Here is a 21,104-nt window from a genome sequence, read left to right on the forward strand (position 1 = left end):
ATGCTGTCCGCGCGGCCGCCCCGGCGCGCCGCCGAACCACGGAGGCGGGACGGGAGTTGAGCCGGAAGGCCTGCGGCGCCGCGGTGCGGGGGCTCGTCTGCGCGCTCCTGGCCTGGCCGGTCTGGCTCGTGTGGCACCTGAGCACGTACGACGCCACGAGCGTCGCCTGGTCCTGCTACGACGACGCGGGCTGCGGCAGCGACCAGCTCGCGACCCTGGCGCCGGAACTCGGCATCGCCTTGGCCGTGCTGCTCGGCCTCGCGGGCGCGCGGTTCCTGCACCGCGCGACGCCGGGCGCGGTGACCGCGTTCAGCGCCCTCGCCGCCGCCGTCGGCTGGTACGACGCGGTGGCCGACGGCCGCGTCTCGTACGGCACCCTCACGGACTACACCCTGCTCGCGCCCGTCGGCCGGCACACCGTGACGGCCTGGCTCGTCTTCCTGTGGTCGGTGGCGGCCGCGGGCGCGCTGGCCGCGGTGTGGGGCGGCGCCGTCAGCCTCCGCAGGACCGCCGCGCTGCGCCGGGCGCGCGCCGGGTTCACCACGGCCGCGGCTCGTCTGGAGGGCTGGCGGCCGGTGCGCGGCAGGCGCGGCGAGGTCACCGTCGTCTTCCACGACCGGCGCGGCGCCCGCCACGCGGTGCCGGTCGTCGTGGACCGCGCGGCCCTCGGCCGGCCCGTCCTCGCGGTGTACGACCCCGAGCGCCCGGCCGACCCCGGGCGCACCCGGGTGGCCATCCCCCGGCAGCGGCGGCGCCCGTCCGCGAGGCCGGGGCCGCCGCCCCGGACCCGGGCCCCGGGCCGGTCCGCGCCGCCGCGCGCCGACCAGTAGCCTGAGGGCACGATGAACCGTTTGAGCACGTCATGGGGCACGTACGACCTCACACGCTTTCCCGAGGACCCGCGCGATCAGCTACGGGCCTGGTCCGCGGCCGACGCCTACCTGCTGCGGCACCTCGCGGGGGAGGAGGGCGGCGACCCCGTCGCCCTGGACGGCACCGTGGCCGTCGTCGGCGACCGGTGGGGCGCGCTGACCACCGCCCTCGCCGCGCACCGGCCCGTGCAGATCACCGACTCCTTCCTCACCCGGCAGGCGACCCTCGCCAACCTGGAGCGTGCCGGGCACGAGCCGGACCCGGCCCGGCTGCTCACCACGCGGGACACCCCGCCCGAGCGCGTCGACGTGCTGCTGGTCCGCGTGCCCAAGAGCCTCGCCCTCCTGGAGGACCAGCTCCGCCGCGTCGCCCCGGCCGTGCACGCGGGCACCGCGGTCCTCGGCACCGGCATGGTCACCGAGATCCACACCTCGACCCTCGACCTCTTCGAGCGGATCATCGGCCCCACCCGCACCTCACTGGCCCGGCAGAAGGCCCGCCTGATCCTCACCACGCCCGACCCGGAGCGCACCCGCGAGCCCAGCCCCTGGCCGCGCAGGTACGTGCTGCCCGCCGACTCCGGCGCGGGCGCGGGCCTGACCGCCGTGAACCACGCGGGCATCTTCTGCGCCGACCGCCTCGACATCGGCACGCGGTTCCTCCTCCAGCACCTGCCGGACAGCCACGGCCCCGCCCACGTCGTCGACCTGGGCTGCGGCAACGGCGTGCTCGGCACGGCCGCCGCGGTCGCCAACCCCGAGGCCCGCGTCACCTTCGTCGACGAGTCGTACCAGGCCGTCGCCTCGGCCGAGGCCACCCTGCGGGCCAACGCCGCCACCGCCGAGGCACAGTTCCTGGCCGGGGACGCGCTCACGGCGGTGCCCGCCGCGTCCGTGGACCTCGTCCTGAACAACCCGCCCTTCCACAGCCACCAGGCGACGACCGACGCGACGGCCCAGCGCATGTTCCGCGGCGCCCGGGCCGCGCTGCGCCCCGGCGGTGAGCTGTGGGTCGTCGGCAACCGCCACCTCGGCTACCACGTACGCCTCAAGCGGCTCTTCGGCAACGTCGAGGTCGCCGCCAGCAACCGCAAGTTCGTGATCCTGCGGGCGGTCCGGCGGCGATGACCGACGCGCTGTTCCCGCGCGAGCGCGCCGAGGTGGCCCCGGGCGCCGTCCACGTGCCCGGTTGGCTCGGCCCCGACCGCCAGCGGGAACTCCTCGACGCCTGCCGCGTCTGGGCGCGCCCGCCCGCGGGGCTGCGCACCGTGCGCCTGCCCGGCGGCGGCACGATGACCGCGCGCCAGATGTGCCTCGGCCTCCACTGGTACCCGTACGGCTACGCGCGCACCGTCGTCGACGGCGACGGCGTGCCGGTGAAGCCGCTGCCCGCGTGGCTCGCGCGACTGGCCCGCGACGCCGTGCGGGACGCGTACGGCCCGTACGGCACCGGCGCGGACACCGGCGGGACGCACGAGGGCGGTCGCGCCTCCGGCCGTGACGACGGCGACCACGACGTCGCGGACAACGGCGACTACGACATCGCGCTGATCAACTACTACGACAGCGACGCCCGGATGGGCATGCACCGCGACAGCGACGAGAGGTCGCCCGCGCCGGTGGTCTCGCTCAGCATCGGCGACGCGTGCGTCTTCCGGTTCGGCAACACCGAGACGCGCTCGCGCCCGTACACGGACGTCGAACTGCACAGTGGCGACCTGATGGTGTTCGGCGGCCCCTCGCGCCTCGCGTACCACGGCGTCCCGCGGGTCCACGCGGGTACGGCCCCGCCCGAACTCGGTGTGACGGGGCGGCTCAACATCACGCTGCGGGTGAGCGGGCTGGACTGACGGCCCGCGGCCCGCTCACCGGTCGGCCGTCGCGCGCGTGCCCTCGACGAGGTCGCGGAGCTGGGCGCGGGCGGTGGTTCCGGTTCGGGGAGCTTGCTCCGGCCCGGAAACCGACGCCCTGACCGCGGAGGCCGGGGCGCACCGAACAGGCAGGCGACGGAGCCCCCACCGTTCTGGCCGGCCGGCCCGCAGGCTACGACGACCTGCCCGACCTGCCCTACACCCACCGGTTCCTGAACGAGACCATGCGCCTGCACCCCGCGGGCTGGATGACGTCCCGGTCCCTGAGCCGCCCGGCCGAACTCGCCGGACTCGGCCTGCCCGCCGGCGCGTCCCTGATCATCAGCCCGCCCGCCGTACAGCACCGTCCCGACGTCTTTCCCGTCCCCGACCGCTTCGACCCGGACCGCTGGGACCACGAGCGCACCCCACCGCCGCCGCGCGGCGCGTTCCTTCCCTTCGGAGTCGGTCCCCGCCCGCCGCATCGGCCTCCGGGTCACCGCCCGCGGACGGGAAGGCCATCGGGCTTGACCCGGCCGGTGCGCGGACGCGCTACGCGTCGTGGAACACCAGCCCGAGCGCCCGGCGCAGGCCCGAGTGGACCGTGCTCACGCCGTGCCGGACCGGGGCGGCCGACCAGCCGCGGGCGGAGCGCACCGGGCGGTCGCGGGTGGTGAACACCAGGCCGTGGCCCTGCGGCAGCACGGTGACGGTGCCCCGGGACTGGGCCCGCGGCCGCTGCTCGACGAGCAGGAACTCGCCGCCGGTGTAGTCGGCGCCGTGGACGTCGAGGCCGATGACGACCTGAAGGGGGAAGACGAGGTCGCCGAAGACGTCGCGGTGCAGCGCGTTCCAGTCGCCGCTCTCGTAGCGCAGCAGGATCTGCGAGGACTTGGTCTGGCCCGCGGCGTGGCACCGCTCGACCCAGGCGTCGAGAGTGTCCGGCCAGGGGGCGGGGCGGCCGAGCCGGGCGGCCCACTCCCGGGCGATGGGCAGCAGCCGGGGGTAGAGCGCGGCCCGCAGTTCGGCGACCGGCGCCGGCAGGTCGTGGCCGAAGTAGCGGTACCGTCCCGATCCGAAGCGGTGCCGGGCCATGTCGACGGTGGTCCGGAACAGGCCGTCGTCCTCGTACAGCGCGGCGATGCGCCGGCACTCCGCGGGGGTGAGCAGCGCGGACGTCAGGGCGCAGCCGTCGGCGTCAAGCCCGGCGGCGACGCCGCGCCAGTCCACGGCGCCGACCCGGGCGGCGGGACCGTCCGCCGTACGCGCTCCACCGCCACCGGCGGCCGTACGCGCTCCACCACCGGGCCCGGCCGTGGACTCCGCGCTCCCGGGGGCGCCGGGGCGGGCGGCCGGGGCGCGGGTCACGCCGCCTCCAGGTCCAGGAGGCGGCGCTTGCGGTCCAGGCCGCCCGCGTACCCCGTCAGCGACCCGTCCGCGCCGATCACCCGGTGGCACGGGCGCACCACGAGGACCGGGTTGCGGCCGATGGCGGTGCCGAGGGCCCGGACGGCGGCGCGGGACAGGCCGAGCCGGGCGGCGAGGGCTCCGTACGTGGTCGTGGTGCCGTACGGCACGGAGTCGAGGGCGGCCCAGACCCGGCGCTGGAAGTCCGTACCGGCGCCGGGGGCGTACTCGACGTCGAACCGCGTCAGCGTGCCCGCGAAGTACGCGCGCAACTGCCCGGCGATCCCGGCGAACGCCGCGTCGTCGCGGATCCAGCCGTCCTGGACGACCGCGCCGCCCTTCTGCCCGGGCACGGACAGGGACACGAGCGCCGTACCGCCCTTGGCGGTGGCCGAGGCCTCGCCGACGAGCAGCAGCTCGCCCAGTGGGCTGTCGAGGGTGGTGTGGACGGTCATCCTTCGCCTCTTTCGCTTCCTCTGCTTCCCTTGCTTCCTCTTGATCAGTCTGCGTCGCGCGCGGGCACGCGGCTGGCGGTTTTCGGACAGGGCGCTGACGCCGTCCCGGCGCCCGGACAGCCCCCGCGTACGGCGCGCGGCCGACGAGGCCCGCCCGGGCCGCGGTCACGGCGGGCGCAGGGGCCGCTCCGGTTCACGCGGGACCCGCGCGTGCGCGCCATAGGGGCCGGGCCGGCGGCGAGAAGTCGTCGGACACGCGTGCGCCCGTGGATAACCGGCCCCTCCGGCCGGTAATGATCACCTGGGGAATGGTCAGAGGGGCAGCTCGTTTCTAGCCTTGTGCCGACCGAAGGGTGGGGATGATGGACGTACCGAACGTCGTCGGGGACTGGCAGGACTACCGGTCCACGGAGTTGTCGGGGCTGCGCGTGCGCGTGCACGGCCTCAAGCGGGCCGTGCCCAGGCGGGGGCGGGACGAGGACGCCAAGGGCCTGACCTACGTCGCCTTCGACGTCACCTTCGAGAACCGCGGCCGCGCGTTCGTCACCATCGACCTGCACGACCATCCATGGCACTACGACGTGCGCGTGGGCCGGGACGGGCACGGCGCGTTCGTCGACGAGTACGGCTCGGTGGTGATCCGGGACTTCAACCTCTATCCGCAGCGGCGGGTCACGGCCACGCTGTACGCGGCGGCGCCGGTCGCCAAGCTCAACCAGGTGGACGTCCAGATCAGCCCGCGCATCGACGGCGAACCGTCGTTCGGCTACGTCTGGGTCGGCGGCCTCGGCGTGCACGAGGCGTCGACGCGGGTGGGGGCCCGGGCGTCGACGGCGAAGGCGGGGGTGGCCAGCGAGGTGGAGCGGTTCCTGCAGGAGAACGCGCCGGGGGAGTGAGGGGCTTTTCCGGGGGCGAGGGGCCTTTTCGGGGGTGAGGGGCAACCGGGAGTGAGGCATCCACCGGAGCCCTGCCCGGGCCCCGGCACGGGTCTCCTGCCTCCGCCCGGGCCTTGCCGGCGGGCATGCCGGTGAGGCCCCGCGCGCGGCCAGGCCCCGAGTCCGGCGGGGGGCCGTGAGCGGTTCCGGCCCCGTGTGGGGCGCGGCCCCCGGGCGCCCAGGCCCTACGTGCGGTGCGGGCCCGGTGTGAGGTGCGTCCCGGTTCTTGTGCAACTAGTTGCACAAAGGTGCGGGCTGCCCTACAACTGACCTGACGCCGCGCGGTCGCGCACCCGCGCACCCGCCTACGAAAGAGGCCGCATGGACTCCCCGAGCCGCTACCCGCACCTGCTGAGCCCGCTCGACCTGGGCTTCACCACGCTGCCCAACCGGGTCCTGATGGGCTCCATGCACGTGGGCCTCGAAGAGGCGCCCGACGGGTTCGCGCGCATGGCCGAGTTCTACGCGACCCGGGCCCGCGGCGGCGTCGGCCTCATCGTCACCGGCGGCATCGCGCCGAACGAGGAGGGCCGCCCCTGGGAGGGCGGCGCGAAGCTCACCACCGAGGCGGAGGCCGAGCGGCACGCGCCCGTCACCGCCGCCGTGCACCGCGAGGGCGGGAAGATCGCGATGCAGATCCTGCACTTCGGACGGTACGCCTACCACCCGGACCTGGTCGCGCCGAGCGCGCTCCAGGCGCCGATCAGCCCGCACCGGCCGCGCGCCCTGGAGGACGACGAGGTGGAGCGGACCGTCGAGGACTTCGTCCGCGCCGCCGTCCTCGCCCGGTCCGCGGGCTACGACGGCGTCGAGATCATGGGCTCCGAGGGCTATCTGATCAACGAGTTCGTCGCCGCCCCGACCAACCGCCGCACCGACCGCTGGGGCGGCTCGTACGAGAACCGCATCCGCTTCCCCGTCGAGATCGTGCGCCGCACCCGCGAGCGCCTCGGGGACGACTTCATCATCGTCTACCGCCTGTCCATGCTGGACCTCGTGCCCGGCGGCTCCACGCTCGACGAGGTCGTCCACCTCGCCCGGGAGATCGAGGCCGCGGGCGCGACGATCATCAACACCGGCATCGGCTGGCACGAGGCCCGCGTGCCCACCATCGCCGCGCCCGTGCCGCGCGGCGCCTTCGCCTTCGTCACCAAGAAGCTCATGGGGCAGGTCTCCGTACCGCTGGTGACCACCAACCGCATCAACACCCCGGAGATCGCCGAGCAGTTGCTCGCCGAGGGCGCCGCCGACATGGTCTCCCTCGCCCGCCCGCTCCTCGCCGACCCGGACTTCGTCGCCAAGGCCGCCCAGGGGCAGCCGGACACCATCAACACCTGCATCGGCTGCAACCAGGCCTGCCTCGACCACACCTTCAACCTCCAGATCACCTCCTGCCTGGTCAACCCGCGCGCCTGCCACGAGACCGAGCTGGTCCTCAGCCCCACCCGCCGCGCCAAGCGCGTCGCCGTCGTCGGCGCGGGCCCCGCCGGACTCGCCTGCGCGGTCTCGGCCGCCGAGCGCGGCCACCACGTCACCCTGTACGACGCCGCGTCCGAGATCGGCGGCCAGCTCAACGTCGCCCGCAAGGTCCCCGGCAAGCAGGAGTTCGACGAGACGCTGCGCTACTACCGCACCCAGCTCGACCTGCGCGGCGTCGACGTACGGCTGAACACGTACGTGACGGCGGACGACCTCACCCGCGCCGGGTACGACGACGTCGTCCTGGCCACCGGTGTCACGCCCCGCGTCCCCGACATCCCGGGCGTCGACCACCCGAGCGTCGTCGGCTACCTGGACGTCCTGCGCGACGGCGCGCCCGTCGGCGACCGGGTCGCGATCATCGGCGCGGGCGGCATCGGCGTCGACGTCGCGGAGTACCTCACCGACGCCGGCGACAAGGCGGACCTCGACCCCGCGACGTACTTCAGGCACTGGGGCGTCGACACCGACTACCGGGAACGCGGCGGCCTCGCCGAGCCCGAGCGGCCGCTGCCGCCGCGCGCCGTCCACCTCGTCCAGCGCAAGCGGTCCAAGGTCGGCGCGGGCCTCGGGAAGACCACCGGCTGGATCCACCGCGCCGAGCTGCGCCACCGCGGCGTGCGGACCGTCGCGGGCGCGCAGTACGACCGCATCGACGACGAGGGCCTGCACCTCACCGTCGACGGCACCCCGCGGACCCTCCCCGTCGACACGGTCGTGCTCTGCGCCGGCCAGGAACCCCGGCGCGAGCTGTACGAGGACCTGCTCGCCGCGGGCGTGACCGCGCACCTCATCGGCGGCGCCGACGTCGCGGCCGAGCTGGACGCCAAGCGCGCCATCAAGCAGGGAACGGAACTGGCCGCCGCGCTCTGACCCCACGAGCGGCGCCGGGCGCCGCCGCGCCCGGCGTCCCTAGGATGCCCGCATGTCACTCCCGCACGCCATCCTCACCGCCCTGCTCGAGAAGCCGTCCTCGGGTCTGGAGCTGACCCGCCGCTTCGACCTGTCGATCGGCTACTTCTGGTCGGCCACGCACCAGCAGATCTACCGGGAGCTGGGGAAACTGGAGCGTGCCGGGCTGATCCGGGCCCTGCCGTCCGAGCAGGCGACCCGCGGCCAGAAGAAGCGGTACGAGGTACTGCCCGGGGGCCGCGCCGAGCTGTCCCGCTGGACCGCCGAGGGCCAGGACCCCAGGCCGATGCGCGACGCCCTGCTGCTGCGGCTGCGCGCGGCCGCCGTGGTCGGCACCGACGGCATCGGGGCGGACCTGCGGCGCCACCTGGAACTCCACCGCGACCGGCTCGCGGAGTACGAGGAGATCGAGCGCCGGGACTTCCCGCCCGGTCTCGACGCGGTCGAGGACCGGCTGCGGCACGCGGTGCTGCGGGCCGGGATCGACCTGGAGACGTTCTGGACGCGGTGGCTGACACGGACGCTGACGGAACTCTCCGGGGACCTCGGCGAGGACACCGGGGACCGTGCCGAGGGCCGCGCCGAACCCTGAGGCCAAGGGCTGCCCGGATCCGGCGGCCGGATCCCGTACGCGGCCGGGCCCCCGCGCCCTCACCCCAGGGTGGCCGCCGTCGGGTCCCAGTCCTCGGGGAGCGGCGCCGGAGGGACGGCCTGGGCGGTGAGCGCCACGAACTCCGAGCGGGCGGCGGACTCCGTGACGGCCGTCATGGTCTGCAGGACGTGGAAGGCCAGGGCCCCCGAGGCGCGGTGGGTGCTCCGGGTGCCCGGCACGATCCGGCCGTCGGCGGCGCGGATCGCGCGGGCCATGTCCAGGACGCCGAGGCCGCGGCCCTCCGTCCGCCCCCGGACGGCGAGTTCGCGCCAGTCGGCGGAGCCGTTCGGGCGCAGCCGCAGCGGGCCGCGGAAGGTGTTCGGGTCCGGCACCGCGAGCGTGCCCTCCGTGCCGACGACCTCGAAGCGGACGCGCGGCACGGCGCTGTCGAAGCTGAACGTGGAGGCGGCGCTCGCGCCCGAGGCGAACTCCAGGAGCGCGGTCACGTGCGTCGGCACGTCCACGGGGAACGACTGCCCGGCCCTCGGGCCCGAACCGACCGTGCGCCGCGCCCGCGCCCGGGCCGCCGTCGCCGCCACCCGCGACACGCTGCCGAAGAGCGCCACCAGGGCCGTCAGGTAGTACGGGCCGAGGTCGAACAGGGGCCCCGCGCCCGCCTGGTAGAGGAAGGCCGGGTCCGGGTGCCAGGACTCGGGGCCGAGGCTCTGCACCACCGTCGTCGCCGCGACCGGGGTGCCGATGTGCCCCGCCCGGATGGCCCGCAGCGCCGACTGCAGGCCCGCGCCCAGGAACGTGTCCGGTGCCCCGCCCAGCAGCAGACCGCGCTCGGAGGCGTCGGCGATGAGCTTCTCCGCCTCGGCGGGCGTCGGCGTGAGCGGCTTCTCGCCGTACACGTGCTTGCCCGCGCGCAGGGCCGCGGCGGCGACCGGCGCGTGGGCGGCGGGCACGGTGAGGTTGACGACCAGTTCGACGTCCGGCTCGGCCAGGACGGTGGCAACGTCCCCGTGCAGCGGTATGCCGTGGGCGCGGGCCGCGGCGGCCGCCCGCCCGCCGTCGAGGTCGGCGACGGCCAGCAGCCGTACGTCGGGGAAGCCGCTCAGGGTCCGCAGGTACTCGGCGCTGATGACGCCCGCCCCGACGACGGCGACGCCGACCGGACCGGTGCTCACGCCGCCCCCAGCGCGTCGAGGTAGGCGCGGCTGGCCGCCAGCTCGCCGAACAGGTCACCTGCGCACGCGTCGAACTCCACCACCCGCCAGGCGTCCGGGGCCGCCGCGAGCAGCTCGGGCACCGGCATCGTGCCGCCGCCGACCGCGACGTTCGGGTCGTCCTTCGTGCCCGGGCCGTCCTTGAGGTGCAGGGCCTGTACGCGGTCCCCGAGGCGGCCGAGCAGGGCGGGCACGTCCGCGCCGCCGACCGCCGCCCAGTAGGTGTCGACCTCCAGGAACACGTCCGGGGCGAGCGACTCGGCGAGCACGTCGAGGGCGTGCCGGCCGTCGACGCGCGGCTCCAGCTCCCACCAGTGGTTGTGGTAGCCGAGCCGGAGGCCGTGCCGGGCGGCCGTACCGGCCAGGGAGTTGAGGCGCTCGGCGGTCCGGGCGAGCCCGTCGCGGGTTTCGAAGTCCTCCCGCGGGAAGCCCGCGGGGATCACGGCGAGGGTGGTGCCGAGCCGCGCGACCGCGTCGAGGGCGGCGTCCGGGTCCGCCCCGAGCGCCTGCCCGACGTGCGCGCCCGACACGGCGAGGCCGAGGCCGTCGGCGATCCGCCGGAGCCCCGCCGGGTCGTCGTCCACGTCGAACGCCTCCACCGCGCCGTACCCCATCGCCGCGAGGCGCTCCAGGGTCCCGGCACGGTCGGCCGCGAACGAGGCGCGCACGGAGTACAACTGGACGCTGAGCGGTCGTGACATGGCGGCCCTCCCGGTCGGCTGGGAGGACGCTATGGCGCGCGGGCGGGGCGGACAAGAGGGCCGTCACGGGCCCCGGCCCGCGAGGGTCCCGTACGCGCCGCCGCCGTCCCGCGGGCGGCGGGACGGCGGCAGCCGGAGGGGCCGGGGGCTCACGCCCCGGTCCGGTGCGACGGGGGCCGGTCCCCGAGAACCGGCCGGGTGGAGGGGAAGGGGAGCCGGACTGGCTGTCCGGTCCGGGGACGACGGGGTCAGAAGTGGCTGCGGACGGTTCGGCGGCGCAGGTACCACACGCCGCCGCCCACGGCCGCCGCCACCAGGGAGCCGCCCACGGCGAGCGTCACCGTGCCGTAGCTCTCGACCGCGCCGCCGAGGCCGCCGCGCACACCGCGCGCGGGGGCCGTCGTGGACGAGGTCGTCGGCGCGACCGTCGGTGTCGTCGGTGCCGTCGGTGTGGGTGGCGCGCCGCCGACCGTCACGGCCTGCGAGCCCGCCGTCGTACCGTTGGCGCAGATGACCACGACCGTATGGGTGCCCGGCGCCACGTTCTGCCAGGAGGCGTTGCCGCCCGTCAGGGCCGCCTGCCGCCCCTGGGAGAAGTTGGCGACGCCGTCGCTGAGCAGCGAGGCCTCCCCGGTGGAGCAGACGGTCGTGGTGGCCCGCACGGTGGTGCCGTCCACGGACACGCTGATCCCCTGGGCGGCGAGCGCCGAGGGGGCGCTCAGGGCCAGCGGCAGCGCTATGGCGGCGACGGTCAGGCCGGAGCGAAGGGATATCTGGGTCGTACGCATGAATCAGCCCTCCGGCGGCACGGGGGGCGGTACGTCCCATGCGCCGCCGCGATCGGGAAACACCCGTGCTACCTGACGACGAGCCAACGTGCCCCGGGACCCCACCGCATGCGGACCGCCTCCGGGCAGGTGACGGCGTCCTTCGTCCGGCCGACAGCGGCCCGCCGGCGCGCCGGTCCGCCGCCCACGGTCGGTGTCACCACGACGGGCCCGCCTGGAGCAGGTGGTCGCGGACGAGGCGCACGTGCGGGTTGTCCGGCGTGCCCGGGCGCTGCGCCAGGTAACCGGTGTTGATCGGCGGGTCCTCGGGCAGCAGCAGCGGCACCAGCGCCCCGGACGCCAGCTCGTCCAGGCACAGGTAGCGCGGCAGCACGGTGATGCCCGCCCCGGCCGCCACCGCGGCGCGCACGCCGCGCAGGTCCGGCACCGTCAGCGCGGGCCGGGCGGTGAGGCGCTCGCCGAAGACGTGCCACCAGTAGCGGCGGGCGATCGGCAGGTCGTCGGCGTACGCGACGAGCGGCGCCCCGCGCAGCGCGGCGGCACCGTCCGCCGCGACCCGGTCAGGGCCGATCCGCTCCGCCCAGGCGGGGGAGGCGACCAGCACGAACTCCTCGTCGGCCAAGGGCACCGCGCTGAGCGTGCGGCCGCGCAGCCGCATCGTGGAGATCACCAGGTCGAAGCGGCCGCCGCGGAGCCCGTCGAGGAGCTCGTCGGTCAGGCCCAGGGTGACCCGCAGCCGCACCCCTCGCTCGGTCAGCGGGGCCAGCGCGGGCAGCGCCCGCGTGCACAGCAGCTCGGCCGGGCCCGCCAGGTGCACCGGGTCCGGCGCCTTGGCGGGGGCGAGCGGGCCCCGGTCGGCCACCGCGGCGAGTGCGTCCAGCGGGCCCGCCACCTGCGAGGCCAGCTCGTCGGCGACCGACGTGGGCACGGCGCCGCGCGGCCGCCGCTCGAACAGCTCCCGGCCGAGCTGCTGCTCCAGGGAGCGGACCTGCGTCGTGACCGTCGGCTGCGACAGGCCGAGCAGCCGCGCCGCCGCCGTGAACGAGCCGGACCGGTGCACCGCGAGGAAGGTGCGCAGCAAGGACAGGTCGAGGGGCGGGCGGGGCGGCGGCTGCGTGACCGGCTCGGGCTCGGAGGCGCTGCCGGTACGGCGCGACGGTGTGCCATCGGAATCCCTATGGGGCATGCCGGAGATCCTATTGGCTTCCTATGGGAAGCGCGGTCTACCGTCGAGCGCGTGACGTCCTGACATTTCGAACGCAGAACGTCAGAGGCTCTCGCGGCAGGCCTTGTGCGGCACGCGCGAAGCCGGAGCCTCACTGTCACGCAGGGCGTTCGTGAAGGAACCGCCGCCGCAGCGCAGCACCCGAGGAGAGGACCGGCCGGACATGGTGAATCCGACATGGTGAATGCGCCAATGGTGAACGCGACATGGTGAAGGCGGCTGCCGCCGACCGTCTCCCCGAGGTGCTCGACGCGACGTACGCCTGCCTGAGCAGGTACGGCGTCCGGCGGACCACGATGGACGACATCGCGCGCGAGATGGGGGTGTCCCGCTCGGCTGTCTACCAGTACGTACGCGGCAAGGACGACGCGGTCCGCCGCCTCGCGCGGCGGCTGCACGACCGCGCCCTGGAGCGGGCCGAGGCCGCCGCCGTCCGCGCCGCGCCGCCCGCCGAGCGCGTGCACGGCATCCTGGCCGCGAAGCTGGACCTGGTCCTCGACCTCACCGGCCGCTCCCCGCACACCGTCGAGCTCCTCGACCCGAACGCTCGCCTGTCCGGCGACATCTGCAACGCCTTCACGGCCCGGCTGCGGACCCTCCTCGCGGAGCAGTTCGCGGCGGCGGGCCTCGGCGACCGCGACGGCGGGCCACCCGGTGCCCCGGCACACCGCGACGGCGGGCCCCCGCCGTCCGCTGACCCGGCAAACACGGCGGCCACCGACACCGACGTCCTGACCCCCACCCGGGCCGCCGACATCTGCCTCGCCCTGGTCATCGGCCTCGAAACCGCGCCCGACGCGGCCCGCCTGCTGCGGCCCGCCACGGACGCCCTGCTCACGGGGCTGCTGCCCCGCCCCACCCCACCGTCCCGCACTTAGTGGAGGACCCCATGAACCACCCCGCCCCCGCCCCCGTGACCGACTCCGCCGAGGCCGCCGCGCTCGTCGACCGCCTGCGCGCGACCTTCCGCACCGGCCGGACCCGGCCCCTCGACTGGCGCACGCGCCAGCTCACCCGGTTGCGCACGCTGCTCACCGAGCACCGCGAGGACCTCGCCGACGCGCTCCACGCGGACCTCGGCAAGCCCCGCGCCGAGGCCTACCGCTCCGAGATCGACTTCTCGGTCCGGGAGATCGACCACACCCTGGAGCACCTGGAGGAGTGGCTGCGCCCGCAGGCCGTCGACGTCAGCGCCACCTTCGGCCCGGCGGCCGGAGCCGGTACGCAGTACGACCCGCTCGGCGTCGTCCTCGTCATCGCCCCCTGGAACTACCCCGCCCAGCTCCTCCTCGTGCCCGTCGCGGGCGCGCTCGCGGCAGGCAACGCGGTCGTCGCCAAGCCCAGCGAGCTGGCCCCCGCCACCTCCGCGCTGGTCGCCGAGCTGCTGCCGCGCTACCTGGACACCGACGCCGTGGCCGTCGTCGAGGGCGGCGTACCCGAGACCACGGCGCTGCTCGCCCAGCGCTTCGATCACATCTTCTACACCGGCAACGGCACCGTCGGCCGCATCGTGATGCGCGCCGCCGCCGAGCACCTGACGCCGGTCACGCTCGAACTGGGCGGCAAGTCACCGGCGTTCGTGGACGCGGGCCTCGACGGCGCCGCCCTCACCGAGACCGCCCGGCGCCTGGCCCGCGCCAAGTTCGCCAACGCGGGCCAGACCTGCGTCGCCCCCGACTACGTCCTCACCGACCCGGCCACCGCCCGCGCCCTGGAGGACGCCCTGGCCCGGGCGGTGGAGGAGCTCTTCGGCCCGGACCCGGCGGCCTCCGAGGCGTACGGGCGCATCGTCAACGAGCGGCACTTCGACCGCCTCTCGGCCCTGCTCGACTCCGGCCGCCTCGTCACCGGCGGGCGCACGGACCGGGCCGCGAAGTACATCGCGCCGACCGTCCTCGCCGACGTGAAGCCCGACGAGCCCGTGATGCGCGAGGAGATCTTCGGCCCCGTCCTGCCGATCGTCGAGGTCGACGGCCTGGACGAGGCGATCGCGTTCATCAACGACCGGGACAAGCCGCTGGCCCTGTACGCCTTCACGGACTCGGCGGCCACCCGCGAGCGCATCGCCGCGGAGACGTCCTCGGGCGGCCTGGGCTTCGGCCTGCCGATGGCCCATCTCGGGGTGCCCGAGCTGCCGTTCGGCGGCGTCGGCGAGAGCGGCATGGGCGCCTACCACGGCCCCCACTCGATCGCCGTCTTCAGCCACCGCAAGGCCCGCCTGGACGTGCCGCTCGGAGCCTGAGCCCTCCCGGTCCCGGCCCGGCCCGCCTACCGCCCGGTCAGCGCCCGTCGGGCGGCGACGGCACCAGCCCGTCGGCAACCAGCCCGGCGTACACGGCCTGCCCGAGGGACTCGACGGCCGACCGCGGCCGCACCATCACTGTGAACTCCTTGATGAGGCCCGCCTCGTCGACGTGCAGCAGATCGATCCCGTGGATCTCCTTGCCGCCGACACCCGCCCGGAACAGGAGAACCGCCGACGGGGCCTCGGCCCCGTCGGCGCTCGTCCCGGCCGTGCCCTCGAACGATCCGACGTACCGGAAGTCCTCGAAGGTGCGCAGCAGCACGCCGAACAGGCCGAGGACCATCTCCCTGCCCTCGAAGGGCCGGAACGTGACCGGGCTGTACAGGCGTACGTCGGGTGTGAACAGCTCCGCGACGGCGGACAGGTCGCGCTTCTCGACGGCGGCGCGGAAGCGCTCGGCGGCGACCGCGGCGGGGTGGGCGGACATGGTGGACCTCCAGCGGGACGAAGAACCGACGGCATATACAGCGGATACGGCGCATACGGCACACGCGGCGCATGCGGCGTCTCATACGGTGCGTGCGCATACTCAAGGATCTGACTAGTCAGATTGATGACTATGATGGGGTACGCGGGCGTCCGAGGGAAGAGGGAACGTCCGAGGGAAGAAGAAGGAGCGGTCCGCGGGGCGCGGGCGGCGGAGGCTCAGGGGAGGCGGTGGCGCATGGCCTTGCGGCACGCGGTGCTCGCGGCGCTGCTGGACGGCGAGTTCAGCGGCTACCAGCTCGCCAAGGGCTTCGACATCGGCGTCGCCAACTTCTGGCACGCGCTGCCGCAGCAGCTCTACGCCGAACTGTCCCGGCTGGAGGGTGAGGGGCTCGTCGCCGGGCGCGAGGTGGTGCAGGAGGGGCGGCCGAACAAGCGGCTGTTCACGGTCACGGACGCGGGCCTCGCCGAGCTGGAGGCGTTCGCCGCGGCCGCCGCAAAGCCGTCGTTCATCCGCGACGACCTGCTGGTCAAGGTGCAGGCCGTGGACGGCGTCGACGCGGCCCCCGTGATCGCCCAACTGCGGGAGCGGGCGGCCGTCGCCGAGGCCAAGACGGAGGTCCTGGGCGCGCTGTTGCGGAGGTTGCGCGGGGGCCAGGACGAGGACGAGTTCCTGCGCACCAGCCGGCGGATCGGGCCGTACCTCACCTGCCAGCGCGGACTCGCCTTCGAACGGGAGACACGCGAGTGGTGCCTGCGGACCGCGGACCTGCTCACCCGGCGCCGGGCGGAGGCCACGCGGGGGCGCGCCGGAGGGTGACGGACGGCGCGCCTGCCCCGGCGGCCTGGGCGGAGACGGTCGACTCGGTGCGGGCGGATCGGCTCGGGACCCCGGGGACCCCCGGGGTCGGTGGACGGCCGGGGCCCCGGGGGCAGGGGAGTGGCGTCGCCTTCCGGCTCACCGGGTGGTGACGGTCCGTTCGGGGGAGTAGGCGCCCCACGTGCCGTCCGGCAGCTTGGCACGGAGCTTCACACGGTGGCTGACACCCGCCTCCTTGCCCACGTAGAAACTGTGCTCGGCCTTGTCGCGGGGCGCCGTGCCGCCGAACACCAGCGAGGTGGCGCTCTTGCCGTCGAGTGCGATCTGGTACTCGCTCACCGCGCCGCCGGTCCGCGGCGGCCGCCAGGAGAGGTCGACGTAGTACGCCCCGTCCTCGGTACGGGTGGTCGCGCGGAAGGCCGCCGGGGCGGTGCCGCGCCCGCTGTCCTTGCTGCCCGCGGTGGTCACGCGCACGGCGGGGCTCGCGGGTGAGAAGTTGTCGGCGGCGTCGCGCGCCTTCACGGTGAAGGTGTACGCGGTGCCCGGCCGCAGCCCGGTGAGGAGCGTGGCCGTGGTGCCGCCGCCCACGCTGTGGATCTTCGTCGGCCCCTGGTAGATCTCGTACGAGGCCACCCCGCGGTCGTCCGACGACGCGGCCCACGACAGGGACGCCGCGCGCCCGCCCTCGGCCTCGCCGCGCAGGGTGCGCGGGCGCGACGGCGCCTTGCGGTCGGCCGCCACCGCGGCGGGCGTGGTCACCGTCAGCTTCTTGCTGTCCGCGCTGACGCGCCCGTCGGCGTCACGGGCCCGGACGGTGAAGGAGTAGGTCGAGGACGGCTCGAGCCCGGTGACGTCGACCATGTGCCGGTCGGCGGGGACGCGCTTGACCCGGGTGGTGCCGCGGTAGACGTCGTACCCGCTGATGTCGGAGCCGTCGGCGGTCTGGTTCCACATGACGTGCACGGACGTGGCACTGCCCGCCTGTACGGTGACGCCGCGCGGCGCCTGGGGCGGCGGCGAGCTCTCGCCCCCGCCGTCGCCCCAGGCGCAGGAACTCAGCAGGCAGGCGGCGGTGACGGTGAGACAGGCGGACGTCCAGCGGAAAGTGTGGGGGGTCCGTCGCACGGGGGTGCCTTCCACTCGACGGCAATTGGTCCGGACCAATGTGGCAGTGCTGGCGGGGTCACATCAAGAGGTGCGGCGCCATGATCCTCCGCGCGCCTTCCTGTGGTCCTCCGAGCACCCCCTGATCCTCCGAGCACTCCCTGATGCTCCGGGCACTCCCTGATGCTCCGGGCACTCCCTGATCCTCCTGGACGGCCCCTGGTCCTGCCGAACGCCGCCTGATCCTCCTGGACACCCTTTGATTCTCTGACCGTCCCGGACGGCCGACATGCCCCCGCGGCACGGCCTCAGGTCTTGCGGTAGCTGTACGCCTCCTGCGCCGCCGCCTCCACGGCGGCCAGGTCACCGCCCGCCGACGCGGTGACGACCGCGGCGACGGCGCCCTCCACGAACGGCGCGTCCACCAGGCGGGTGCGGTCCGGCAGTTCGTCGCCCTCGGCGAGCAGCGCCTTGACGGTGAGGACGGCGCTGCCGAGGTCGGTGAGGACGGCGACGCCCGCACCCCGGTCGACCTGGCGCGCGGCGGTGGTGATGAGCTCGGAGCTGGTGCCGAGGCCGCCGTCCTCGGTGCCGCCCGCCGGGGCGACGGGGGCGGTGCCCCCGCCCGCGAGGCCCTGGGCGAGGTCCGCCACGGAGCGGGCCACGGCGGCGCTGTGCGAGACGAGCACGATGCCCACGCGCCGGTCGCCGCCGTCCGCGGGAGAGGTGCCGCTGGTCATGCGGAGGCCTCCTTCGTGGCCGCGGCGGTCTCCGCCAAGGCTTCGAACAGGAGCGCCGACGAGGTGGCGCCCGGGTCCTGGTGACCGATGCTGCGCTCACCCAGGTAACTCGCCCTGCCCTTGCGGGCCTGGAGCGGAACCGTCGCCAGAGCGCCCTCGCGCGCGGCCGCACGGGCCGCCGCGAACGACGTGGACAGCGCGTCGACGCCCGGGACCAGCGCGTCCAGCATCGTCTTGTCCCCCGGCGCGGAGCCGCCGAGCGTGGCCACCGCGTCGACCCCGGCCCGCAGCGCCTCCGCGAACTCCGCCTCGCGCACCTGCACCGCGTCGCCGAGCGCCTTGCCGGTGCGGCGCAGCAACGTGCCGTACAGAGGGCCCGACGCGCCGCCCACGGTGGAGATGAGCTGCCGCCCCGCGAGCGACAGCACGGCGCCGGGTGTGTCGGGGGACTCCTTGTCCAAGGTGGCGACGACGGCGGCGAAGCCGCGCTGGAGGTTGCTGCCGTGGTCGGCGTCGCCGATGGGCGAGTCCAGCTCGGTGAGGCGGCCGGCCTCCCGGTCCACGGCCGCCGCGGCCGTCGTCAGCCAGCGGCGGAAGAAATCGGCGTCGAGCACGGGGTCTCCTTGCTGTGAGGCGAAACCAAGGGACGAAATCAAGGGCGGAATCAAGGGTGCGCCTGAGGGGCGCGACTGCGGGCGGAACGTTCTTGGCGGTGAGGGGGAAGTCCGGTCGTGGGGTGGGGCGGGGGAGAGGGGGCCGTCACATGCCCCAGCGCAGGGCGGCTGTGCGTACCGGCGCGTCCCACAGGCGCAGAAGCTCCTCGTCGATCTGGCACAGCGTGACCGAAGCTCCGGCCATGTCGAGCGAGGTCACGTAGTTGCCGAGCAGGGTGCGGGCCACGGCGATCCCGCGCTCGGCGAGCACGCGCTGCACCTCCGCGTTGAAGCCGTACAGCTCCAACAGCGGCGTCGCGCCCATGCCGTTGACGAGGACGAGGACCGGGTTGCGGGGGTCGAGGTCGTCCAGGACGGCGTTCACGGCGAAGTCGGCGATCTCGCCGGACGTCATCATCGGGCGCCGCTCGCGGCCGGGCTCGCCGTGGATGCCGACGCCCAACTCCAGTTCCCCGGCGGGCAGGTCGAAGGTCGGAGAGCCCTTCGCGGGGGTGGAGCAGGCACCGAGGGCGACGCCGAAGCTGCGGGAGTTGTCGTTCACGCGCCGCGCGACGGCCTCGACGCGCTCCAGCGGCATGCCCGCCTCGGCCGCGGCGCCCGCGAGCTTCTCCACGAACAGGGTCGCGCCGGTGCCGCGCCGCCCGGCGGTGTAGAGGCTGTCGGTCACCGCGACGTCGTCGTTCACGAGGACCTTGGCGACCTGGATGCCCTCGTCCTCGGCCAGTTCGGCGGCCATGTCGAAGTTCAGTACGTCACCGGTGTAGTTCTTGACGACGAACAGCACCCCCGCGCCGCTGTCCACCGCGGCCGCCGCCCGCACCATCTGGTCCGGAACGGGCGAGGTGAACACCTCCCCGGGGCACGCGGCCGACAGCATCCCCGGACCCACGAACCCCCCGTGCAGCGGCTCGTGCCCGGAGCCGCCTCCCGACACCAGCGCGACCTTCCCGGCGACGGGCGCGTCCGCGCGGACGATGACACGGTTCTCGACATCCACGGTCAGCTCGGGATGCGCGGCCGCCATGCCCCTGAGCGCATCCGCGACCACGGTCTCCGCCACGTTGATGAGCATCCTCATGGGTATCTCCTCGTATCAGCTGGGCCCTTCACCGCTGTCATCGGCAGTATTGACCTTGCGGCGGCGAAGGTCACGTGCGTGGAGCCTCGCGTTGTCCCGGAGGCGGTCGCCGGGGCGGGCGAGGCCGCACGCGCGGGTCCGCCGCACGTGACGGCGGCTCGGCGAGTTCCCACCACATGGACCGCCCCGGCACCGGCACTGGCGATCTCAGAGGAGCCGAACAGACAAGTCGGCCGCGTGATCGGGTACGTACGTCTGCCGATCGCGCGGCGGACGCTCTTATCCGGTCGATGGCGGTCTGGGGGCATTTCGAGTTCTGGAGCGACACCTCGTGACACGGGACCGAGTCCAGCAGGTGGGCGATCGTGTTGAGCCGGGCCCGGCGCTTGATCGATCCAAAATCCATCGGGGACAGCTTCCAGCGCCGCAGCGGCTTCGTCTGCAGGAGCAGGAGGCCACGTTCGTATGCCGCTCGCGGGACCTTCACCGTTTTCTTGCACCGCCCGCCCGCGGGGCGCGGCCCGGCCCGGACCGGACCGGTCGACCATGCCGCGTCCGGGGTGTTCTCCCGTCCAGTCTGCGCTGGCCGGTGAGTCGCAGTAGCCGTGGTCGGGCCCTTCGGCACCGTGTCCGGGCCGTTCGCCACGATCCTCCGGAACGGTTCTGGGCGTTCGATGAAGACGGAAGACGACTCGGTGGAGGGGAGAACCGTGACCACGTCACTGACCTGGAAGCCGTGGAAGCTGTTCTCGGTACTTCTGGCAGGCTCCTCCGTGGTCGCCTTCGTGGTCAGTGCGGCACTTTACGTACTGACCGTCCGGATGCACCGGCGCCGTCGACCCGGCCTCGGGGAGAGCCGGAGCCGTACCATCGGCCCGAGCGGATGCCGGGCCGCCCTGGAGTTCCCCAGCCAAGCGTAGGGTCATCGCTCTCGACGGCAACGCCTTGTCGCGTCGGGGTGAGCACCCTGACGAGGACGTTCCGGCGACAGACTTCTACCGGGTGACCACCGCGTTCGCCAGCCTGACTCTCGGGCACGAAGTCGTCATCGTCCATGGTTCGCTCGCCAAGGAGAGGGCCTCCGACCTGGCACCGAACGCTCCACATCCTGTCGGCCTGCTGGGCGTGCAGGCGCAGGGGGCGATCGGTTCGCTGCTGGTTCGATCTCTGTGCGACGTGCTGCCGGGGCACTGGGTCGCCGCGCTGGTCACGCACACCCTCGTACGGGCCGATGATCCGGCCTTCGAACAGCCCATGCAGCTCGTGGGCCCGTTGTACTCCCGCAAGACTCCCGGCGCGCTCGCCCGCAGGAATCACTGGTACATCGCGCGGGATGGGCGGGGTGGCGTCGCATGGTCTGGCACGGGCGCCCGCGTGGACCCATGTCCACACCCCCGCGATGGCCATGGGTCCACGTCACCCTCGACCGGTCATGAGGAACTCGCCGGGATGAGGCGGGCGTACTGAACGGCTCCGTGTCCAGCCTCTGTATTGCTGCGTTCCCCGACGTGA

At 74.6% G+C, this 21,104-nt stretch carries 21 protein-coding genes and 1 pseudogene; 10 read left to right on the forward strand and 12 right to left on the reverse strand.

Going from position 1 to position 21,104, the window contains the following annotated elements; genetic code table 11:
- Nucleotides 1-56 precede the first annotated feature (56 nt).
- From QK440_RS19065 to QK440_RS19075, 3 genes are read left to right on the forward strand one after another with little or no spacing between them, the layout of a single operon-like run.
- Nucleotides 57-830 (forward strand): hypothetical protein, encoded by a 774-nt coding sequence (locus tag QK440_RS19065; RefSeq protein WP_282794334.1) that lies wholly within the window; start codon nt 57-59, stop codon nt 828-830.
- A gap of 12 nt (nt 831-842) precedes the next feature.
- Nucleotides 843-2,000, forward strand: a complete 1,158-nt coding sequence (locus QK440_RS19070) for a methyltransferase (RefSeq protein ID WP_282794335.1) — start codon at nt 843-845, stop codon at nt 1,998-2,000.
- Nucleotides 1,997-2,722: an alpha-ketoglutarate-dependent dioxygenase AlkB gene (locus QK440_RS19075; protein ID WP_282794336.1), complete on the forward strand. Its 726-nt coding sequence runs from the start codon at nt 1,997-1,999 to the stop codon at nt 2,720-2,722. Before QK440_RS19070 ends, QK440_RS19075 begins: the two co-directional genes overlap by 4 nt.
- Before the next feature lie 552 nt (nt 2,723-3,274).
- On the opposite strand, the gene QK440_RS19080 is transcribed toward QK440_RS19075, so the two are convergent.
- Together QK440_RS19080 and QK440_RS19085 are read right to left on the reverse strand one after the other, a co-directional pair.
- On the reverse strand, nt 3,275-3,952 hold the full coding sequence (locus tag QK440_RS19080) for a 2OG-Fe(II) oxygenase (protein WP_282794362.1): 678 nt from the start codon (nt 3,950-3,952) through the stop codon (nt 3,275-3,277).
- 134 nt (nt 3,953-4,086) lie between these two features.
- Nucleotides 4,087-4,584 carry a methylated-DNA--[protein]-cysteine S-methyltransferase gene (locus tag QK440_RS19085; protein WP_282794337.1) on the reverse strand — a complete coding sequence of 166 codons (498 nt, stop codon included), beginning with the start codon at nt 4,582-4,584 and terminating at the stop codon, nt 4,087-4,089.
- A gap of 362 nt (nt 4,585-4,946) precedes the next feature.
- Between QK440_RS19085 and QK440_RS19090 the strand changes: the two genes are divergently transcribed.
- The 3 genes from QK440_RS19090 to QK440_RS19100 all read left to right on the forward strand — a co-directional run bounded on the left by QK440_RS19090 (nt 4,947) and on the right by QK440_RS19100 (nt 8,502).
- Nucleotides 4,947-5,480 (forward strand): hypothetical protein, encoded by a 534-nt coding sequence (locus QK440_RS19090; RefSeq protein ID WP_282794338.1) that lies wholly within the window; start codon nt 4,947-4,949, stop codon nt 5,478-5,480.
- A gap of 360 nt (nt 5,481-5,840) precedes the next feature.
- Nucleotides 5,841-7,871: an NADPH-dependent 2,4-dienoyl-CoA reductase gene (locus tag QK440_RS19095; protein ID WP_282794339.1), complete on the forward strand. Its 2,031-nt coding sequence runs from the start codon at nt 5,841-5,843 to the stop codon at nt 7,869-7,871.
- 52 nt (nt 7,872-7,923) lie between these two features.
- Nucleotides 7,924-8,502, forward strand: a complete 579-nt coding sequence (locus QK440_RS19100; RefSeq protein ID WP_282794340.1) for a PadR family transcriptional regulator — start codon at nt 7,924-7,926, stop codon at nt 8,500-8,502.
- A gap of 59 nt (nt 8,503-8,561) precedes the next feature.
- On the opposite strand, the gene QK440_RS19105 is transcribed toward QK440_RS19100, so the two are convergent.
- The 4 genes from QK440_RS19105 to QK440_RS19120 all read right to left on the reverse strand — a co-directional run bounded on the left by QK440_RS19105 (nt 8,562) and on the right by QK440_RS19120 (nt 12,415).
- The gene (locus QK440_RS19105; RefSeq protein WP_282794341.1) at nt 8,562-9,692 is read right to left on the reverse strand and encodes a Gfo/Idh/MocA family oxidoreductase; all 1,131 of its coding nucleotides are present in this window, start codon (nt 9,690-9,692) and stop codon (nt 8,562-8,564) included.
- Nucleotides 9,689-10,432, reverse strand: coding sequence for a sugar phosphate isomerase/epimerase (locus tag QK440_RS19110; protein WP_282794342.1), 744 nt, complete (start codon nt 10,430-10,432; stop codon nt 9,689-9,691). The genes QK440_RS19105 and QK440_RS19110 overlap by 4 nt, the downstream gene beginning before the upstream one ends.
- 248 nt (nt 10,433-10,680) lie before the next feature.
- Nucleotides 10,681-11,220 (reverse strand): hypothetical protein, encoded by a 540-nt coding sequence (locus QK440_RS19115; protein WP_282794343.1) that lies wholly within the window; start codon nt 11,218-11,220, stop codon nt 10,681-10,683.
- A 196-nt stretch (nt 11,221-11,416) separates the two neighbouring features.
- Entirely contained in the window at nt 11,417-12,415 is a 999-nt protein-coding gene (locus QK440_RS19120) for a LysR family transcriptional regulator (RefSeq protein WP_282794363.1), read from the reverse strand.
- 236 nt (nt 12,416-12,651) lie between these two features.
- Here QK440_RS19120 and QK440_RS19125 point away from each other — a divergent pair, with 236 nt between their 5' ends.
- Together QK440_RS19125 and QK440_RS19130 are read left to right on the forward strand one after the other, a co-directional pair.
- Nucleotides 12,652-13,323, forward strand: a complete 672-nt coding sequence (locus QK440_RS19125; RefSeq protein ID WP_282794344.1) for a helix-turn-helix domain-containing protein — start codon at nt 12,652-12,654, stop codon at nt 13,321-13,323.
- 11 nt (nt 13,324-13,334) lie between these two features.
- On the forward strand, nt 13,335-14,687 hold the full coding sequence (locus QK440_RS19130; RefSeq protein WP_282794345.1) for an aldehyde dehydrogenase family protein: 1,353 nt from the start codon (nt 13,335-13,337) through the stop codon (nt 14,685-14,687).
- A 37-nt stretch (nt 14,688-14,724) separates the two neighbouring features.
- On the opposite strand, the gene QK440_RS19135 is transcribed toward QK440_RS19130, so the two are convergent.
- Nucleotides 14,725-15,177, reverse strand: coding sequence for a nuclear transport factor 2 family protein (locus QK440_RS19135; protein ID WP_282794346.1), 453 nt, complete (start codon nt 15,175-15,177; stop codon nt 14,725-14,727).
- 237 nt (nt 15,178-15,414) lie between these two features.
- On the opposite strand from QK440_RS19135, the gene QK440_RS19140 reads away from it, so the two are divergent.
- Nucleotides 15,415-15,996, forward strand: coding sequence for a PadR family transcriptional regulator (locus QK440_RS19140; RefSeq protein ID WP_282794347.1), 582 nt, complete (start codon nt 15,415-15,417; stop codon nt 15,994-15,996).
- 138 nt (nt 15,997-16,134) lie between these two features.
- Here the strand turns inward: QK440_RS19140 and QK440_RS19145 are convergent, their stop codons facing one another.
- From QK440_RS19145 to QK440_RS19165, 5 genes and pseudogenes are all read right to left on the reverse strand, one after another.
- Nucleotides 16,135-17,058: a fibronectin type III domain-containing protein gene (locus tag QK440_RS19145; RefSeq protein WP_282794364.1), complete on the reverse strand. Its 924-nt coding sequence runs from the start codon at nt 17,056-17,058 to the stop codon at nt 16,135-16,137.
- 350 nt (nt 17,059-17,408) lie between these two features.
- Nucleotides 17,409-17,840: a dihydroxyacetone kinase phosphoryl donor subunit DhaM gene (dhaM, locus tag QK440_RS19150; protein WP_282794348.1), complete on the reverse strand. Its 432-nt coding sequence runs from the start codon at nt 17,838-17,840 to the stop codon at nt 17,409-17,411.
- Complete coding sequence (dhaL, locus tag QK440_RS19155; protein ID WP_282794349.1) at nt 17,837-18,454, reverse strand: dihydroxyacetone kinase subunit DhaL; 618 nt, start codon at nt 18,452-18,454, stop codon at nt 17,837-17,839. Before dhaL ends, dhaM begins: the two co-directional genes overlap by 4 nt.
- 145 nt (nt 18,455-18,599) lie before the next feature.
- Entirely contained in the window at nt 18,600-19,592 is a 993-nt protein-coding gene (dhaK, locus tag QK440_RS19160) for a dihydroxyacetone kinase subunit DhaK (RefSeq protein WP_282794350.1), read from the reverse strand.
- 279 nt (nt 19,593-19,871) lie between these two features.
- Nucleotides 19,872-20,025: pseudogene (locus QK440_RS19165) on the reverse strand (polyphosphate kinase 2); the annotation flags it as partial.
- 569 nt (nt 20,026-20,594) lie between these two features.
- Between QK440_RS19165 and QK440_RS19170 the strand changes: the two are divergent.
- Complete coding sequence (locus tag QK440_RS19170) at nt 20,595-21,059, forward strand: hypothetical protein (RefSeq protein ID WP_282794351.1); 465 nt, start codon at nt 20,595-20,597, stop codon at nt 21,057-21,059.
- Nucleotides 21,060-21,104: the final 45 nt, after the last annotated feature.

Origin of the sequence: Streptomyces sp. CC224B (assembly GCF_030010595.1) — a bacterium.
Taxonomy (GTDB): Bacteria; Actinomycetota; Actinomycetes; order Streptomycetales; family Streptomycetaceae; genus Streptomyces; species Streptomyces longispororuber.

What these genes read in the sequence shown, in the direction of transcription:
- QK440_RS19070 (WP_282794335.1), top strand. Translation starts at nt 843, where the DNA reads ATGAACCGTTTGAGCACGTCATGGGGCACGTACGACCTCACACGCTTT.
- QK440_RS19075 (WP_282794336.1), top strand. Translation starts at nt 1,997, where the DNA reads ATGACCGACGCGCTGTTCCCGCGCGAGCGCGCCGAGGTGGCCCCGGGC.
- QK440_RS19085 (WP_282794337.1), bottom strand. Translation starts at nt 4,584, where the DNA reads ATGACCGTCCACACCACCCTCGACAGCCCACTGGGCGAGCTGCTGCTC.
- QK440_RS19090 (WP_282794338.1), top strand. Translation starts at nt 4,947, where the DNA reads ATGGACGTACCGAACGTCGTCGGGGACTGGCAGGACTACCGGTCCACG.
- QK440_RS19095 (WP_282794339.1), top strand. Translation starts at nt 5,841, where the DNA reads ATGGACTCCCCGAGCCGCTACCCGCACCTGCTGAGCCCGCTCGACCTG.
- QK440_RS19100 (WP_282794340.1), top strand. Translation starts at nt 7,924, where the DNA reads ATGTCACTCCCGCACGCCATCCTCACCGCCCTGCTCGAGAAGCCGTCC.
- QK440_RS19110 (WP_282794342.1), bottom strand. Translation starts at nt 10,432, where the DNA reads ATGTCACGACCGCTCAGCGTCCAGTTGTACTCCGTGCGCGCCTCGTTC.
- QK440_RS19115 (WP_282794343.1), bottom strand. Translation starts at nt 11,220, where the DNA reads ATGCGTACGACCCAGATATCCCTTCGCTCCGGCCTGACCGTCGCCGCC.
- QK440_RS19125 (WP_282794344.1), top strand. Translation starts at nt 12,652, where the DNA reads ATGGTGAAGGCGGCTGCCGCCGACCGTCTCCCCGAGGTGCTCGACGCG.
- QK440_RS19130 (WP_282794345.1), top strand. Translation starts at nt 13,335, where the DNA reads ATGAACCACCCCGCCCCCGCCCCCGTGACCGACTCCGCCGAGGCCGCC.
- QK440_RS19135 (WP_282794346.1), bottom strand. Translation starts at nt 15,177, where the DNA reads ATGTCCGCCCACCCCGCCGCGGTCGCCGCCGAGCGCTTCCGCGCCGCC.
- QK440_RS19140 (WP_282794347.1), top strand. Translation starts at nt 15,415, where the DNA reads ATGGCCTTGCGGCACGCGGTGCTCGCGGCGCTGCTGGACGGCGAGTTC.
- dhaM (WP_282794348.1), bottom strand. Translation starts at nt 17,840, where the DNA reads ATGACCAGCGGCACCTCTCCCGCGGACGGCGGCGACCGGCGCGTGGGC.
- dhaK (WP_282794350.1), bottom strand. Translation starts at nt 19,592, where the DNA reads ATGAGGATGCTCATCAACGTGGCGGAGACCGTGGTCGCGGATGCGCTC.